Genomic DNA, 15,693 nt, shown 5'->3' on the forward strand with positions numbered 1-15,693 from the left:
GGAGATATGGCAGCGATTTATCTATTCTGCAGCCACATCTTTCAGATTTAGTGCAGCATTCAAAAGCTGACGGGTATAGTCCGATTGGGGCGCGTTGAAAATCTGATCGACCGAGCCCGTTTCAACGATATCGCCTTGCTTCATCACGATGACCTTATGGCTGAGCGCGCGTACAACGCGAAGGTCATGGCTAATGAAAAGATAAGCCAAATCGTACCGGGCCTGCAGCTCGCGCAAAAGTTCGACGATCTGCACCTGCACCGTCATGTCGAGAGCAGATGTCGGCTCGTCGAGAACCACCAGCTTTGGGCGAAGGATCATCGCACGCGCGATCGCGATGCGCTGGCGTTGACCACCAGAAAATTCATGGGGATAGCGCGCCATCATTCCGGGCTGCAAACCAACCTCGGTCAGGATTTCCGCAACCATCTCCCGTCGGTTGCGGCCGGGTTCGACCCCATGCACCGTCAATCCCTCGGCCACGATCTGCTCCACCGTCATCCGCGGGCTCAGCGAACCATAGGGATCCTGAAACACGATCTGCATATCACGGCGCAGGTTGCGCAACATGCCCGGATTCCAGCCCTGGATATTCTTGCCGCCGTAACGGATCGCCCCCTCGCTTGAGATCAGGCGCATGATCGCCAGGGCCAGCGTTGTCTTGCCTGACCCGCTTTCTCCGACGATGCCAAGGGTTTCGCCGGGGCGCACGCTCAGGCTCGCCGCGTTGACGGCTTTCACATGGCCAACGGTACGGCGCAGCAGGCCACGCTGGATCGGAAACCAGATCCGTAGATTATCGGTTTCAATCATTGGCTCACCGGTTTCGGGCAGGGGATCGGCACGCCCTTTTGGTTCCGCGCCAAGCAACTTTTGCGTATAGGGATGCTGGGGGGCATCAAAGATCTCGGCCGTTGGGCCGGTCTCCACAATCTCGCCGCCTTGCATCACACACACCCTATCGGCAATCCTACGAACGATACCCAGATCGTGGGTGATGAACAAAAGGCTCATCCCCTCCGATGCCTTCAACTCTGCCAGCAGGTCGAGAATCTGCGCCTGAATGGTCACATCCAATGCGGTGGTCGGTTCATCTGCGATCAGCAGGTCCGGCCCGTTTGCCAGGGCCATGGCGATCATCACCCGCTGGCGCTGCCCGCCCGATAGCTGATGCGGATAGGCACCCAACCGCGTTTCAGGGTCGCGGATGCCCACCTTGGTCAGCAGATCCAGGATCCTGTCCCGCGCAGCCTCTCCCTGAAGCCCTTGGTGGAGCGACAGGCTTTCGGTCAACTGCTTTTCCAGCGTATGGAGCGGATTGAGAGAGGTCATCGGCTCCTGAAAGATAAAGCTGATATCGTTGCCGCGGACACGCCGTAACTCTGCCTCGGACGCGCCGACCATCTGCGCTCCCTCATAGGTGACGGACCCTTCGACGGTCGCGTTTTCCGACAAAAGCGAAACGGTGGACAAAGCCGTGACAGACTTTCCCGACCCACTTTCACCGACCAGGGCCACAGTCTCCCCCTTTGCAACGTCAAAGGAGACGCCATTGACCGCAACGGTCTCCGCCCCGTCCTGGCGGAACCGCACCACCAGATCACGGACTTGCAAAACGGCCGTCATGCAAAGGTCTTTCGGGGATCATACGCGTCTCGTACGCCTTCGAAGATGAAGACCAGAAGCGAGAGCATGATCGCAAAGGTGAAGAATGCCGTGAAACCAAGCCAAGGTGCTTGCAGATTTTGCTTGGCTTGCAAGGTCAGTTCTCCCAATGACGGGGCCGAGGATGGCAATCCATAGCCCAGAAAATCAAGCCCGGCCAAACCGCCGATTGTGCCGGTGACGATGAAGGGTAACAGGGTCAGCGTCGCCACCATGGCATTGGGCAGCATGTGGCGGAACATGATCGTCCAGTTCGACACACCCAGGGCCCGGGCGGCGCGGACATATTCAAAGTTACGGGCGCGCAGGAACTCGGCACGGACGACCCCAACAAGGGCAGGCCAACTAAAGAGGATCATCAGGAATACCAACAGCCAGAAACCGCGCCCCAGGATCGCGAACATGATGATGATGACGTAAAGGCTGTTGATGCTGGTCCAGATCTCGATGATCCGCTGGAAGACCAGATCGATCCAGCCGCCAAAGAACCCCTGAACTGCACCTGCGATGATCCCGATAACGGATGCCACGGCCGTCACGATCAGCGTATACAGAATGGACAGCCGGAACCCGTAGATGACCCGCGCCAAGACGTCGCGCGACCCGTCATCTGTACCCAGCCAATGGGTGCCATCCGGTGGCGATGGCGCACGCATCGGGCGCCCTTCGGCATCCACCAGATCGTTGCCTGAGTTATAGTGGAATGGGATCACCGGCCAAATCATCCAGCCCTTCTGGATCTCTTGGCCATTCACCACGCCATCATCGGCATCAGCAATCACCGCTTCGGGATCATCGAAACAGTCTTCCAACCCGCCCGATATGATCAGGCATTGAACTTCCGGCTCCTCATACTGGGCCACCGTTCGGAAATCACCGCCAAAGGTCGTCTCGGCGTAGAAGTTATTGATGGGGAAGTAATACTCCCCCTGATATTGCACGACAATTGGCTTGTTGTTGGCCAGGTACTCCGCAAACAGCGACACGCCAAACAGGACTGCGAAGATGATCAACGACCAATAGGCGCGATTGTTGCGGCGGAAGTTTCGGAGCCGGCGTTTGTTCAATGCCGATATGGTGAACCATCCCGGCTGTTCGGGGACTGCAGCGGTGATCGTGTCGGGGCTTTCAGCGACAGTCATGGTTCAGGTCCGCCGGCTTTCAAAGTCGATCCTCGGATCGACCAAGACATAGGTCAGGTCCGTGATCAGCCCCACAATCAGCGCGATCAGCGAAAACACATACATCGTGGCAAACACGATGGCATAGTCGCGGTTCACCACGGCCTCGAACCCCAACCGTCCCAGTCCATTGAGGGAGAACAACGTTTCGATAATGATAGACCCGCCAAAAAATACACCCACGAAAACGGCCGGGAATCCGGCAATCACGATCAGCATCGCATTGCGGAAAACATGGCCATAAAGCACCCGCTGTTCCGTCAGACCCTTGGCCTTAGCCGTGATCACATACTGCTTTTTCACCTCATCCATGAAGGAGTTTTTGGTCAGCAAGGTCAGCGTCGCAAAACCTGAGATCGATGAGGCGAGCACCGGTAATGTGATATGCCAGAAATAATCACCAATCTGCTGGAGCCTGGTCATATCCTCGAACCCGTCCGAGGTCAGACCTCGTAATGGAAAGATCTTGAAGTAGGACCCGCCCGCGAAAAGCACCAACAGCAAAATCGCAAATAGAAAGCCGGGTATCGCATAGGCAGCGATGATGATCCCCGAACTCCACGTGTCAAACCTGCTGCCATCCCTCACAGCCTTGCGGATGCCCAGCGGGATAGACACCAGATACGCAATCAAGGTGGACCACAGGCCAAGGGTGATGGAGACCGGCATGGTCTCCAACACCAGATCCACCACCGGTCGGGATTTGAAATAGCTCTCACCGAAGTCAAAGATCAAATACCGCCCGATCAGCCTAACAAATTGCTCGGCCAGTCCGATCGGGACGGCAACGCATTCCTCAGCAGCCAGCAATGGCACCCCATCATAGCCATCGGCACATCGCAGCCGCTTAAAGCCCATGTCAATCTCAAGCCGTTCCAGATAGGCGGGTGGCAAACCACGCGCGCCCTGATATCCGCTCTCCTCGCTCTCGAACCCCTCATTCGCCCCAGCATCGGAGCCACCGGCAATCCCGGAAAACGCATCCCCCTCCCCGTCGATCCGCGCGATGATCTGCTCAATCGGGCCACCGGGCACGAACTGGATCAGGGAAAAGTTGATCAACATGATCCCCAAAAGGGTCGGGATGATCAGCAAGAGCCGCCGGATGATATACGCTGCCATGGGAAAGCGCCTTAGAACGCGCCGGCTGCTTTAAGCTCGGCAGCCCGTTCGGCATCGTACCACCAGAAATCAAGATTCCCCAACGCGTAGGGTGGCAACTCCTCCGGGTGCCGAAATACGTCGTAATAGGCCACCGTGTGCTTATTCTTAAACCATTGCGGCACCCAGATGTGATAAGCGCGCAAAGTTCGGTCCAAAGCCCGCACCGCAGTCGTCAACTCTTCCTGCGTTGTCGCGCTGATGACATGCTCGATCAACGTATCCACAGCCTGGGATTTCAGCCCAACCTTGTTGAACGTGCTTTGATCCGCCGTTTCAGCACCGAAATACTGCTTCAACCCCGCACCCGGCACGTTTCCCTGTCCAAAAAAAGTGGTGACAAGATCAAAGTCGTAGGCGGGTGGACGCTCTCGGTTGGTCGCGGCCGCGTTGTCCACCCGTTGGTGGACGGCATCGATACCTGCGCTCCGCAAGTTCTCAACATATGGGTTGATAACGCGATCAAAGGTCTGACTGTCGTTCAGGAATTCAAGGCGAAGTGTCTTTCCATTCTTGCGGCGCAGCCCATCGGCACCAACGTCCCAACCAGCTTCGTCAAGCAACGCGCTGGCACGGCGCAGGTTGCGACGGTCCAGCTGTCGGTTTCCGGACGTCGGAGCGGACTCGACCTCCTCATCCAGAACGCCGTTTGGCAGCTTGTCAGCAAGTGGCTCCAGCAAGGCCAGTTCCTCAGGGGTCGGCAAACCGGTCGCAGCCAGATCCGAATTCTCCCAAAAGCTATTCACGCGCGCATATAGCCCATAGAACAGTTGCTCATTCGACCATTCAAAATTGAACAGCAGGCTCACCGCCTCCCGGACCCGCGGATCTTTTAAATTCGGACGGCGCATGTTCAACGCAAAACCCTGACCAGTGGCGATGGACCCGTCAGCCAGTTCCGCTTTTATAACATGCCCACGTTCGATGGCAGGAAAATTGTAAGACGTTGCCCAATCCTTGGACGATGCCTCGTTACGGAACAGGTAGTTGCCGCCTTTGAAACCCTCGAATGCAGCGTTGTAGTCGCCATAATATTCGATGCGGAGCGTATCGAAGTTATGACGTCCGATGCTTATCGGAAGATCCTTGCCCCAATAGTCAGGATTGCGCTGGTAAACCGAGGTTTTCTTGAAATCCACCCGCTTTGGGATGTAGGCCCCAGATCCCAGGAGCGGGGTGTTGAAGTTTTCCTCAAGGTTCAGATTGTTTTCTTCGTAATGCGCTTTGGAGAAGACGGGCAGCCCACCGACCATCTGGATGACATCTCGCTTGGGCACATCAGGGTTGAACACATACTTGATTTCATGCGGCCCAAGCACCTCTGCGCTTTCGACGCGCTCATTCAAAACCTTGCGAAACGACGGCAGACCTTTGGTGGCCATGGTCTCGTAGGAAAACAGAACATCCTCCGCCGTCAGGTCCGATCCATCCGAAAACTTGGCTTCGGGCCGCAGGTTGAACACAACGCTTGATCGATCTTCGGGGTAGGTCAGGCTCTCCGCGAGCAAGCCGTAAACTGCGCCGATCTCATCCGCAGTCCCCTCCAACAACGATTCCATCATGATAGAGGCCAGACGATCCGACCGCCCCTTCAACGAATAGGGATTCATGCTGTCATAGTCGCCAAAGGCCCAGACCGACATCTCGCCGCCTTTGGGTGCGTCAGGATTGACATAGCGTAAATGCGTAAAATCAGCAGGCAATTCCAAATCGCCAAAGGTCGAAATCCCGTGGGAAGTGATCATCTTGGGCTCGTCGGCCAGCACGGGCAAAGCGACCACAGCCAGCGACGCAACCAGAGATATGCCCAATCGTCGCCACAGCCCCGATCCCATACGCTGTGTGACAGAACGCTCGGCGCAGCAGGCGGCAACTGGGGTCACTGGGCTGTTCTCCTTCGACACTGGACGCGCGACGATACGCACGATTTTATTGAATATCTATCAATTTAAGCTAAATAGTAGAGTGTCGAGGGGGCAAGTTGAGAATACGTGATCAACTGTTGGGCACCAACATCCGCCACCGACCGCCAAAACACCGATCAGACATGAAAAAGGCGACCCGATGGTCGCCCTTTCAAGCCCGTGTAGACAAAGGTTAGCCGCCGATTGTGTCAAGGTAGGCGATCAAGTTGGCACGATCCTCAGGTTTGGCCAAACCCTTGAAATTCATGGCTGTGCCGGGCGCCCAACCCTTGGGGTCTTCAAGAAAGCCGTTCAGATTTTCCGGCGTCCAAGCCTCCGCCACAGGCTTTAGAGACCCCGAATACTTGAACCCATCGATCACGGCGATCTCACGCCCGACGACGCCGTAAAGATGCGGCCCGGTGCCTTTGCCGCCATCTTCAACTTTGTGACAGGACGCGCATTTGCGGAACACCTTCTCCCCTGCCCCGGCATCGGCAGATGCCATCAGAACCTCGAAATCCGGACCTTCCTCGGCCACTTCCTCGCCGCCATCATCATCCCCTTCGATCTCAATCGAATAGGCCTGGTGATGATCGTCGCCATGCCCCTTGCCGCCGATATGGTACAATTCCTCGGCAGCCCAGCCGCCCAACAGGAACACAAGCAGCGCTCCGCAAAAGGCACCGGAAATTTTGGTCAGGGTCATCGTGTCCATGGCGTCTTCCAAGTCTGATCCTAGGTCGACTGGCTTTTACGCGCTTCCCCTCAGGCGGAGCAAGGTGTAGCAGGCGCGACCAAACGCCCAATGCGGATAAAACGTCACATGACCAATCTCATCGCCTTCCAGGGAGAGCCCGGCGCCTATTCCCACCAGGCCTGTCGCGCGGCCCATCCGGATATGGAGGCATTGCCGTGTCATAGCTTTGCGGATGCCATCGACGCGGTGACCCAAGGCAAGGCGCGCTTGGCCATGCTACCAGTTGAAAATTCAACCTATGGCCGTGTGGCCGACATTCACCGCCTGCTGCCCGCCAGCGGCCTGCATATCATCGACGAAGCGTTTGTGCGGGTTCATATCAACCTGCTGGGTCTGCCAGGCACCAAGTTGGCGGATATCAAACGCGCACGATCCATGTCAGTATTGCTGGGTCAGTGCGGCACATTCCTGCGTGACCACAAGATCGAAACCATGGACTGGACCGACAATGCTGGCGCCGCCCGCGATGTTGCCGCTCTTGGTGACCGGTCCGAGGCGGCACTGGCCTCCGAACTCGCCGGGGAGATCTACGGGCTCGACCTGCTGGCCCGCAATATCGAGGATAACGACGACAACACCACACGCTTCCTGATCATGGCGCCTGACGCGGACCTGCGCCGTCGGGGGACAGCCGGCATGATGACCAGCTTTGTCTTTCGTGTCCGCAACATCCCTGCGGCCCTTTACAAGGCCATGGGGGGGTTCGCGACGAACGGCGTCAACATGACCAAGCTGGAAAGCTACATGGTGGGCGGCCATTTCACCGCCACTCAGTTCTATGCCGACATCGAAGGCCACCCGGAGGATGCCGCCGTCGCCCGCGCGCTGGAAGAGCTGGCCTATTTCACGACCGAGTTAAGCATTCTGGGCACCTATCCCGCCGATCCAAGACGACAGGAGCAGGTCAAGCCAGCCAACTGACAAACCGGCTTTAGCGCGCTAAGCGCAGGATCTACACTGCTCCGATATCCTGCTCCACCTCCCGAAGGAACGCACCGACCCGCCGGTCGAACCGCTCCTCAATGGAGGCCTGGCCCATTGAGATCGGCTTCAGCAGGACCCGGGCCGCCAGCGTCTTGGGGCTCAACTCCACCGAAACGGTCACCCTGCTTCGTCCCGATGCAAGTGTCGCACAGGTAACTTTGATCACGATCTGCACGCCGGAACTGAGACCGCGGGTAACATAACCTCGCGGTGGCTCCATCCGGTCAACCGTCCCCTCAAACCGCCAGACCCGTCCGCCAAAGGTCACGTCACCGGCCCAACGGCTGCCCGCCGCGGGTGCGCCAGCTGGATCGGTCCGCTCCACCGTGCCGCCGGCATTGCGGATCATCCCTTCGAACCGATCAAAGTCGCAAAGACGTGGAAAAACAGCCTCCGTATCCGCAGCCACTTGGTGTGATGACTGAACTTTCACCACACGCCCGCCAGCCAGTCGGATAGCAATGCATGGGCAATCGCCCCCTTGCGCGCTGGCTTCATTCTGTCGGACCGACCTAAGAAGACGTCGGCCATATCCTCACGGCTGACCCAGGACGCAGTTTCGATTTCCACCGGATCGATGGTCATGTCCTCGTCCAGCGCCACGCCGTGGCAGCCGATCATCAGAGATGCCGGGAACGGCCAGGGTTGCGATGCCAGATAACCGACGGCACCCACGGATATGCCGACTTCCTCGAACACTTCGCGCCGCACCGCAGCCTCGATCGTCTCACCCGGTTCAACAAAGCCCGCAAGCAGGGAATACATGCCATCAGGCCAGCCCGGCGACCGCCCGACCAGCACCTTGTTGCCGCGCGTGATCAGCATGATTACGACAGGATCGGTGCGCGGAAAATGTTTGCTGCCGCAATTGGGACAGTCGCGTTGCCATCCTGCCTGCCCCGGTTCGCTTAGATGCCCGCAACGGCTGCAAAACCGGTGCGTCGCATGCCATCCGGTCACCGCCTTCGCCGTGGCGGCCAATTCCGCCCCCCGCGCATCCAGCCGCGTCATGATCGCCCGCAATTCGGCAAACCGGTGATCGTTGGGCAAGGCCGGATGGCGCTGTTCGGACGGGTCCAGGAACTGGTTCAGCGCCGCTGTGTCGATATCCTCCGGCTCATACCCAGAGACATCGACGGCAAACCAAGGCACCGCACCGGACCTGCCCAAAAAGATCGGCGGCTCCGCCTGGTGCTCCAAAACCGGCGATCCCGGCGCAACCGTAGCCAATTGCATCTGGTCACCGTCCCCGGCGATCAACGGCTTGCCCCGCCACAGGGGCAGGATCCGCGTCTGCGGCTCGGTCAATAAACTGGCCAATGCCCGCGCATTGCCGCGCAATTCCGCGGCGCGGTCCAGGTTTGACCCACCAAAGGTGATTAGCGCTGCGCCATCCATATTCTGTCCCCGTTGTGTTGTTTTGATTCATCCCACAGCCGAAACCGGGTCGGAAGGGGCGTTTTTAGCGGATCATTCACGGAATCGACAGGTCAACCGATAGACCGGTCTAACGCGCTTTGCCATTGGTATGGGGTCGGTTGCCATGTTAGGCCTGCCGCAACGTCACACTCGGCAAGTGGTAGGTATTCATGACAACGACACGCAAAAATCTGAATCGCCGATCCTTTATGATGGGCACCGTTGCAGGAACTTCGTTGATCGCGCTACATCCCTTCACGGCACGCGCAGCGGCCAACCAGGCACATCTCCGCATTTTGGAGACGACGGATCTGCACGTCCACGTCTATCCCTATGATTACTACTCCGACCAGCCGCGGGACACGGTGGGGCTCGCCCGCACGGCCTCCATCATCGACGGCATCCGGTCAGAGGCCGCCAATAGCCTTGTGATCGACAATGGCGATTTCCTGCAGGGCAATCCCATGGGGGACTACATCGCCTATGAACGTGGCATGAAAGAAGGGGACATGCACCCGATCATCACCGCGATGAACGCTGTGGGTTTTGATGCCGCCACCTTGGGCAATCACGAATTCAACTATGGCCTCGATTTTCTGATGAAATCCCTGGCCGGGGCCGATTTCCCCGTTGTGTCCGCCAATGTTGTCAAGGAACAGGGTAGCACCCCCACCGACGATACGACCCTGATCAAGCCCTATGTGATCCTGGATAGAACGGTCACCGATGGCGCGGGCGAGGACCATCCGATCAAAGTGGGCCTCATCGGTTTTGTCCCGCCGCAGATCATGAACTGGGATCGCCGCCACCTCGACGGCAATGTCACCGCCCGCGACATCCTGGAAACGGCGCGGGCCTACATTCCCCAGATCCGCGAAGAAGGCGCCGATATCGTCATCGCCCTCAGCCATTCGGGCATCGGTGCGGCCAACGCCACCGATGGTATGGAAAATGCCAGCGTCCCCCTGGCAGAGATTGACGGGATCGATGCCCTGTTGACCGGTCACAGCCACCTCGTTTTCCCCAGCCCGGATTATGAAGGGGTCGCAGCCGTCGATACATCCGCTGGCACCATCCATGGCAAACCGGCTGTGATGGGGGGCTTTTGGGGGTCGCATCTGGGTCTGATCGATCTGATGCTCGAACGGTCCGGCAATGAATGGCGCGTCGTTACCGCTGAAACCTCCGCACGCCCCATCGCCCAGCGCAACGAGGACCGCACGGTAACCCCACTGGTCGAAAGTGACGACAGCGTGCTGGCCTCGGTCGCACAGGACCATGACGAAACGCTGGCCTATATCCGGCGCCCGGTGGGCCGAACCGACGCGCCCTTGCACAGCTATTTCGCCTTGGTCGCCGATGATCCCTCTGTCCAGATCGTGGCCATCGCCCAAAAATGGTATGTCAGGCAGTTGCTGGCCGATACCGAATATGCCGATATGCCACTTCTGTCCGCGGCTGCCCCGTTCAAGGCTGGCGGACGCGGCGGGCCCGACTACTTCACCGACGTGGCCATCGGCGATGTCGCGATCAAAAACGTGGCCGACCTCTACCTCTATCCCAACACGGTCCGCGCGGTGAAGGTCACCGGCGCCCAGGTCAAGGACTGGCTGGAACGATCCGCGGGCATGTTTAACCAGATCACCCCGGGTGATGCTGACCAGCCCCTCCTGAACCCGGAATTCCCCAGCTACAATTTCGATGTGATCGACGGGGTGACCTACCAGATCGATGTCAGCCAGCCCTCGAAATTCACACCTAAGGGTGAAGTGCTGAACGCAGATGCCAGCCGGATCATCAACCTGATGCATGACGGCCAGCCCGTCACGCCAGACATGGAATTCGTCATCGCCACCAACAACTACCGCGCCGGCGGCGGCGGCGATTTCCCAGGCGCGACGCCCGAGACCACCATCCTGGAAGCGCCCGATACCAACCGCGACGTTCTGGTCCGCTACATCGTCGAACAGGGCACGATCAACCCCGCCGCCGACGGCAACTGGACCTTCGCTCCCTTGGATGGCACCTCAGTGCTGTTTGAAACCGGTCCCAAGGCCCAAGCCTACATGGGCGATGTCAAAGGCGTCACCATCGAACCTGCTGGTGAAGCGGCGGACGGCTTTTTTAGCTATCGTATCTCACTCTAAACAGAGATAAATCCCACCGCAGATGGCCCGGAAATGTCCGGGCCGTTTTGCTGTGCAAGGGAAGTGAACATGTTCGACGCAGTCCTCTTCGATCTCGACGGTCTTCTGGTGGATACCGAACGTATGGGGATGGGCGTCGCAAAGCAGGTCCTGGCCCAATTCGGCTTTGACGCCACGGATGATCTGCTGATCGGCATGATCGGCCATAGTGAGGTGGAAAGCCTGCGGCGACTGCGCGCCGCCACGGGCCCCGATTTCGACATCACCGGTTATGAAGCCGCGCGCCAAAGCGCGTTTCGCGCCCGGGCCGAACAGGGCATTCCCCTCAAACCCGGGGCACGCGAACTGCTCCAGCACCTCTATGATATCGACATGCCCCGGGCCGTCGGCACCAACAGCCGCACCGATGCAGGCCTGCGCAAGCTCCGCCAAAGCGGGCTAGATGACCTGATCCACGTTGTCGTGGGTTTTGATGCGGTGCCCGCCGCCAAACCCGCGCCAGACGTATTTATCGAAGCAGCCCGGCAACTGGGCGTCGATCCCAAGACCTGCATCGCCTTTGAAGACAGCGAGGCTGGCGCGACCGCAGCCCGCGCCGCCGGTGCCCATGTGGTCCAGATCCCCGATATCCTGCCCACAGGTGGGGACCATGCCGATCTGGTGGCAGACACCCTTATCGACGGCGCGCGCCGGGCGGGTCTGATCTGAAGGGGCGCATAGGTTGGTGGGTGGGCCGCTGGGGCCGCAGGGCCCAGTCGGGGCGGCCATCAGCCCGCGCCCCAGAGATCACGTGACACCACGAATGAGATCAGCCTAAAATTTCAGCAGTCCGCCGCACTACCGGGCATTTGCGCAGGACTTGGACGAAACGCCGCCAAAAATAGCGGCAGCTGACTGCCATTCCCGACCCACTCGCGCACCCTGCGCGGCGACATGAGAAAACGAAAAAGGTAACGCTTGTGCTGAAACGTCTCCTGACCACTCTCGCCTTCACCGCCGCGGCCACGACCAGCCTGGCCGAAACCAAACTCCCCTTCGCATTGGATTGGAAATTCGAAGGCCCAGCCGCCGCCTATTTCGCCGCTATCGACAATGGTCACTTCACCGAAGCCGGTCTGGATGTGGAAATCAGCGCCGGCCAGGGCTCGCTGGACGCCATCCCAAAGGTCGCCACTGGTGCCTTCCCTGTGGGCTTTGCCGACATCAATTCCCTGATCAAATTCCTGGACCAGAACCCCGGCGCGCCCGTCACCGCCGTCATGATGGTCTATGACAAACCACCCTTCGCCGTCGTGGGCCGCAAATCCCAGGGCGTCGAAGCGCCCGCCGATCTGGAAGGCAAAATCCTCGGTGCCCCACCCCCCGATGGCGCCTGGGCGCAATTCCCGGCCTTCGCCAACGCCGCCGGGATCGACGCCAGCAAAATCACGGTAGAGCCCGTGGGCTTCCCCACCCGCGAACCGATGCTGGCCGAAGGTAAGGTCGACGCCGTCACCGGCTTTTCCTTTTCCAGCTATCTCAACCTCGTCCGTCTCGGCGTGCCAGAGGATGACATCTCGACCATCCTCATGGCCGATCATGGTCTGGCGCTCTACGGCAATGCGGTGATCGTGAATACCGAATTTGCCTCAGCCAATTCCGACCTGATCAAGGGCTTTCTGGCAGCCATCGCCAAAGGTTGGAGGGATGTGATTGCCGACCCCGCTATGGGAGCCAAGGCCGTCGCCGCTCGCAACCCCGCCGCAGATGTGGCCCTCGAACAGCGCCGCCTGGAACTGGCCATCGCGGCCAATGTCATTACCGATTACACCACCGCAAATGGTATGGGCGGCATTGACCCCGACCGCATGACCAAAGCGCTGGAACAAATCGCCGAGAATTACGAGTTCCAGACCACACCTGACGCAGCCCTCTATTTCGATGCCAGCTACCTGCCAGATGGCAATTTTCCACTGAACTGACCGTTGCAGGCGCGCGCATCGCTGCGCGCGCCATGCTGCACGGCGGTATGTATGGAATACATACGCTATGTGCATGCGTTCTGTATCCCCAAATTCAGGCCCCAATGACCGACACGCCCCTGATCGAGATCCGCGACGTCTCGCATACCTTCCACACCGAAAGCGGTCCGCTGCCAGTGCTCGACAACCTGTCGCTATCGGTCGCGGATGGCGGGTTCTGTGCCGTCGTCGGACCCTCGGGATGCGGTAAATCCACCCTCACCCGACTGGTCGCGGGGCTGATGAAACCGGATACAGGTTCGGTCTGGCTCCATGGCGAACAGGTCCGCTCGCCTCGCGCGACCGTGGGCATGGCCTTCCAGAACCCGGTGCTGCTCGAATGGCGTTCGATCCTGCGTAATGTTCTGCTTCCATTGGAAATTGTCCCAACGAAACTCACCCGCAAACAACAGGAAGACCGTGCGCGCCACCTGCTCACCCTCGTCGGCCTCGACGGTTTTGAGGATAAGAAACCATCCGAGTTATCAGGCGGCATGCGCCAGCGCGCCTCCCTCTGCCGCGCCTTGATCCACCAACCCGAGGTTTTGATCCTGGATGAACCCTTCGGCGCACTGGATGCCTTCACCCGCGAAGATCTGTGGCAGACGATGCACCAGGTGAAAGCCCAGGAACCCTTTACCAGCCTTTTGATCACCCATGACCTACGGGAGGCGATTTTCCTTGCAGATCAAGTTGTTGTTCTCTCCGGCCGCCCCGCCACATCGCAATACGTCATGAACGTCCCCAGCACCGGCCCCCGCGATCTTGAGGCGCTCTATACGCCCGATGCCGCCGACCGCCTCGCCATCCTCCGCCACCAGATCCAGGTCGCCCAAGGCCGCAAACCCGCCCGCCGGGAGGCCGCGCAATGAGCCTGCAAAAGATTGGTGTCCCGCTTGCGGCAATCGTTATCTTTCTGATTTTGTGGGAGCTTCTGGTCTGGGCCAATGGCTGGCCCAATTACAAGATGGCCTCTCCGTCCGATCTTGGCCCGGCCTTCACCCGCTATTGGGAACTGTTCTTCATCTATGGCTGGCAGACGCTCTGGCGCACCGTGGCGGGCCTGCTACTGGCCATCATATTTGGCACCGGCCTTGGCATGACTATGGGCTTCAGCCGCACCCTGCGCGATGGCCTCTACCCCCTTTTGGTCGGCTTCAACGCCATTCCCAAAGCCACCGTCGTCCCCATCATCGCGCTGATGTTCGTGGGCGCCCATGACTTCAATACCGTGTTGATTGCATTCATGATTTCGTTCTTTCCGATCGCGGTTTCGGTCTCCATCGGCCTTTCGACGCTGGAGCCTGAATACCGCGACATCCTCCGCTCGCTCGGTGCCTCGAACCTCACGATTTTCTGGAAAATCGCCCTGCCCAAAACCCTGCCCGAATTCTTTGGCGCCCTGAAGATCGCGGTCACACTTGCCTTCATCGGCACAAACTTGATGGAGATCGTCAGCCCCCATGGTCGTGGTTTGGGCGCGCTGTTTGACAGCGGCAAGACCAATTCCGACTATCCGCTGATGTTTGCAGTCCTCATCGCATTGGCCGTTCTGGGCATTATTCTGTACTATATTGTTGTCGTGCTTGAGAAAATCTTTGCCGGCTGGGCTGAACGCAGCCCAAGTTGACGCACCCACATGGCGTTCCCCGCCCCCTTGTGCGAGAGTTCATCCGCCGACGCAGTCCTGAGCTAACGAGTGCTGGAGTAAAGAATTTGCAAATCCGTCTTTGCGGCCTGTTCACTGCGATGTGTCTCTTTCCGCTGACTGTTGCCACTGTCGAGGCCCGGTTTGCGCCAAAGGCAATGCACGATCGCGCCGCTTATCATCCCGGTTTCACAATGCAACCCCCTGATTTTTTGCACAATATCAATGAAGGTGGTGAAGAGAAACCTGACGATAAGGGTGATGATTCAGCCCCTGACCCAGCCCCCAGCGCCAGCGCCGATAGCCAAGGTGACGACGGCGGAGCGTCTCGATCCCGCGGTGGTCAGCCTTTGTCCCAGACGCGTACGCGGCGGATCATCACCCTGTTGGACGACGCGTCCGAGACCTGCAAACGCGCCCCCGACACCTATCAACTGGATTGCATACGCGCAGAATATGAACGGATTGCCCGCAAGCTGCCGAAACGCGGCGACTACGCCCCGGTTCAAAGGGCGATCAACAGGGCCGCACAGGCGCTTGATCAGCTGTCACGGGCCAATCTTGACGACACAGAACCACCAGCAACGGTGCGATTGACAGCGCCGTCCCCCACCGGACGCACACGGTCTGCCAGCTTTCGGGCGATTAAACCCGCGGCCGTCGCCACCACCAACGCCGCAGCCGCGCGTATCATCGGCCAAGCACAAACCGTTTTACTGCGATCCACGTCCAACTCCAAACGACGGCAGGCGCATTTTCAGGATGTGGCCAACGCGTTGGAAAACGGAAAACTTTTGCTGCGGAGCTGACACGCAGTTCCGACA

At 59.0% G+C, this 15,693-nt stretch carries 14 protein-coding genes; 7 read left to right on the forward strand and 7 right to left on the reverse strand.

Annotated features, from left to right (window positions below):
* Window positions 1-21 precede the first annotated feature (21 nt).
* The 5 genes from IU397_RS18105 to IU397_RS18125 all read right to left on the reverse strand — a co-directional run bounded on the left by IU397_RS18105 (window position 22) and on the right by IU397_RS18125 (window position 6,629).
* Window positions 22-1,626 carry an ABC transporter ATP-binding protein gene (locus IU397_RS18105; protein ID WP_204416475.1) on the reverse strand — a complete coding sequence of 535 codons (1,605 nt, stop codon included), beginning with the start codon at window positions 1,624-1,626 and terminating at the stop codon, window positions 22-24.
* Entirely contained in the window at window positions 1,623-2,807 is a 1,185-nt protein-coding gene (locus IU397_RS18110) for an ABC transporter permease (protein WP_204416477.1), read from the reverse strand. Before IU397_RS18110 ends, IU397_RS18105 begins: the two co-directional genes overlap by 4 nt.
* 3 nt (window positions 2,808-2,810) lie before the next feature.
* Window positions 2,811-3,968: a microcin C ABC transporter permease YejB gene (locus tag IU397_RS18115; protein ID WP_204416479.1), complete on the reverse strand. Its 1,158-nt coding sequence runs from the start codon at window positions 3,966-3,968 to the stop codon at window positions 2,811-2,813.
* A gap of 11 nt (window positions 3,969-3,979) precedes the next feature.
* On the reverse strand, window positions 3,980-5,842 hold the full coding sequence (locus IU397_RS18120; RefSeq protein WP_204416568.1) for an extracellular solute-binding protein: 1,863 nt from the start codon (window positions 5,840-5,842) through the stop codon (window positions 3,980-3,982).
* A 262-nt stretch (window positions 5,843-6,104) separates the two neighbouring features.
* Window positions 6,105-6,629 (reverse strand): cytochrome c family protein, encoded by a 525-nt coding sequence (locus IU397_RS18125; protein WP_204416481.1) that lies wholly within the window; start codon window positions 6,627-6,629, stop codon window positions 6,105-6,107.
* Between the two features lie 108 nt (window positions 6,630-6,737).
* Between IU397_RS18125 and IU397_RS18130 the strand changes: the two genes are divergently transcribed.
* A complete protein-coding gene (locus IU397_RS18130) occupies window positions 6,738-7,592 on the forward strand; it encodes a prephenate dehydratase (protein ID WP_204416483.1) in 855 nt (284 codons plus the stop codon).
* Between the two features lie 31 nt (window positions 7,593-7,623).
* On the opposite strand, the gene IU397_RS18135 is transcribed toward IU397_RS18130, so the two are convergent.
* Window positions 7,624-8,064 (reverse strand): SRPBCC family protein, encoded by a 441-nt coding sequence (locus IU397_RS18135; protein ID WP_204416485.1) that lies wholly within the window; start codon window positions 8,062-8,064, stop codon window positions 7,624-7,626.
* Window positions 8,065-8,084: 20 nt separating this feature from the next.
* The gene (gene nudC / locus IU397_RS18140) at window positions 8,085-9,053 is read right to left on the reverse strand and encodes an NAD(+) diphosphatase (protein WP_204416487.1); all 969 of its coding nucleotides are present in this window, start codon (window positions 9,051-9,053) and stop codon (window positions 8,085-8,087) included.
* A 191-nt stretch (window positions 9,054-9,244) separates the two neighbouring features.
* Between nudC and IU397_RS18145 the strand changes: the two genes are divergently transcribed.
* From IU397_RS18145 to IU397_RS18170, 6 genes are all read left to right on the forward strand, one after another.
* Window positions 9,245-11,221, forward strand: coding sequence for a bifunctional 2',3'-cyclic-nucleotide 2'-phosphodiesterase/3'-nucleotidase (locus IU397_RS18145; RefSeq protein WP_204416489.1), 1,977 nt, complete (start codon window positions 9,245-9,247; stop codon window positions 11,219-11,221).
* Window positions 11,222-11,290: 69 nt separating this feature from the next.
* Window positions 11,291-11,929, forward strand: a complete 639-nt coding sequence (locus tag IU397_RS18150; RefSeq protein WP_204416491.1) for an HAD family phosphatase — start codon at window positions 11,291-11,293, stop codon at window positions 11,927-11,929.
* Between the two features lie 254 nt (window positions 11,930-12,183).
* Window positions 12,184-13,182 (forward strand): ABC transporter substrate-binding protein, encoded by a 999-nt coding sequence (locus IU397_RS18155; RefSeq protein WP_239479915.1) that lies wholly within the window; start codon window positions 12,184-12,186, stop codon window positions 13,180-13,182.
* A gap of 104 nt (window positions 13,183-13,286) precedes the next feature.
* Window positions 13,287-14,093 (forward strand): ABC transporter ATP-binding protein, encoded by an 807-nt coding sequence (locus IU397_RS18160; protein ID WP_204416495.1) that lies wholly within the window; start codon window positions 13,287-13,289, stop codon window positions 14,091-14,093.
* A complete protein-coding gene (locus tag IU397_RS18165; protein WP_204416497.1) occupies window positions 14,090-14,851 on the forward strand; it encodes an ABC transporter permease in 762 nt (253 codons plus the stop codon). Before IU397_RS18160 ends, IU397_RS18165 begins: the two co-directional genes overlap by 4 nt.
* A 368-nt stretch (window positions 14,852-15,219) precedes the next feature.
* On the forward strand, window positions 15,220-15,678 hold the full coding sequence (locus tag IU397_RS18170; protein WP_204416499.1) for a hypothetical protein: 459 nt from the start codon (window positions 15,220-15,222) through the stop codon (window positions 15,676-15,678).
* Window positions 15,679-15,693: the final 15 nt, after the last annotated feature.

This window comes from Actibacterium sp. 188UL27-1 (assembly GCF_016901225.1).
GTDB lineage: Bacteria > Pseudomonadota > Alphaproteobacteria > Rhodobacterales > Rhodobacteraceae > 188UL27-1.

What these genes read in the sequence shown, in the direction of transcription:
- nudC (WP_204416487.1), bottom strand. Translation starts at nt 9,053, where the DNA reads ATGGATGGCGCAGCGCTAATCACCTTTGGTGGGTCAAACCTGGACCGC.
- IU397_RS18110 (WP_204416477.1), bottom strand. Translation starts at nt 2,807, where the DNA reads ATGACTGTCGCTGAAAGCCCCGACACGATCACCGCTGCAGTCCCCGAA.
- IU397_RS18160 (WP_204416495.1), top strand. Translation starts at nt 13,287, where the DNA reads ATGACCGACACGCCCCTGATCGAGATCCGCGACGTCTCGCATACCTTC.
- IU397_RS18145 (WP_204416489.1), top strand. Translation starts at nt 9,245, where the DNA reads ATGACAACGACACGCAAAAATCTGAATCGCCGATCCTTTATGATGGGC.
- IU397_RS18105 (WP_204416475.1), bottom strand. Translation starts at nt 1,626, where the DNA reads ATGACGGCCGTTTTGCAAGTCCGTGATCTGGTGGTGCGGTTCCGCCAG.
- IU397_RS18120 (WP_204416568.1), bottom strand. Translation starts at nt 5,842, where the DNA reads ATGGGATCGGGGCTGTGGCGACGATTGGGCATATCTCTGGTTGCGTCG.
- IU397_RS18130 (WP_204416483.1), top strand. Translation starts at nt 6,738, where the DNA reads ATGACCAATCTCATCGCCTTCCAGGGAGAGCCCGGCGCCTATTCCCAC.
- IU397_RS18115 (WP_204416479.1), bottom strand. Translation starts at nt 3,968, where the DNA reads ATGGCAGCGTATATCATCCGGCGGCTCTTGCTGATCATCCCGACCCTT.
- IU397_RS18150 (WP_204416491.1), top strand. Translation starts at nt 11,291, where the DNA reads ATGTTCGACGCAGTCCTCTTCGATCTCGACGGTCTTCTGGTGGATACC.
- IU397_RS18125 (WP_204416481.1), bottom strand. Translation starts at nt 6,629, where the DNA reads ATGGACACGATGACCCTGACCAAAATTTCCGGTGCCTTTTGCGGAGCG.
- IU397_RS18165 (WP_204416497.1), top strand. Translation starts at nt 14,090, where the DNA reads ATGAGCCTGCAAAAGATTGGTGTCCCGCTTGCGGCAATCGTTATCTTT.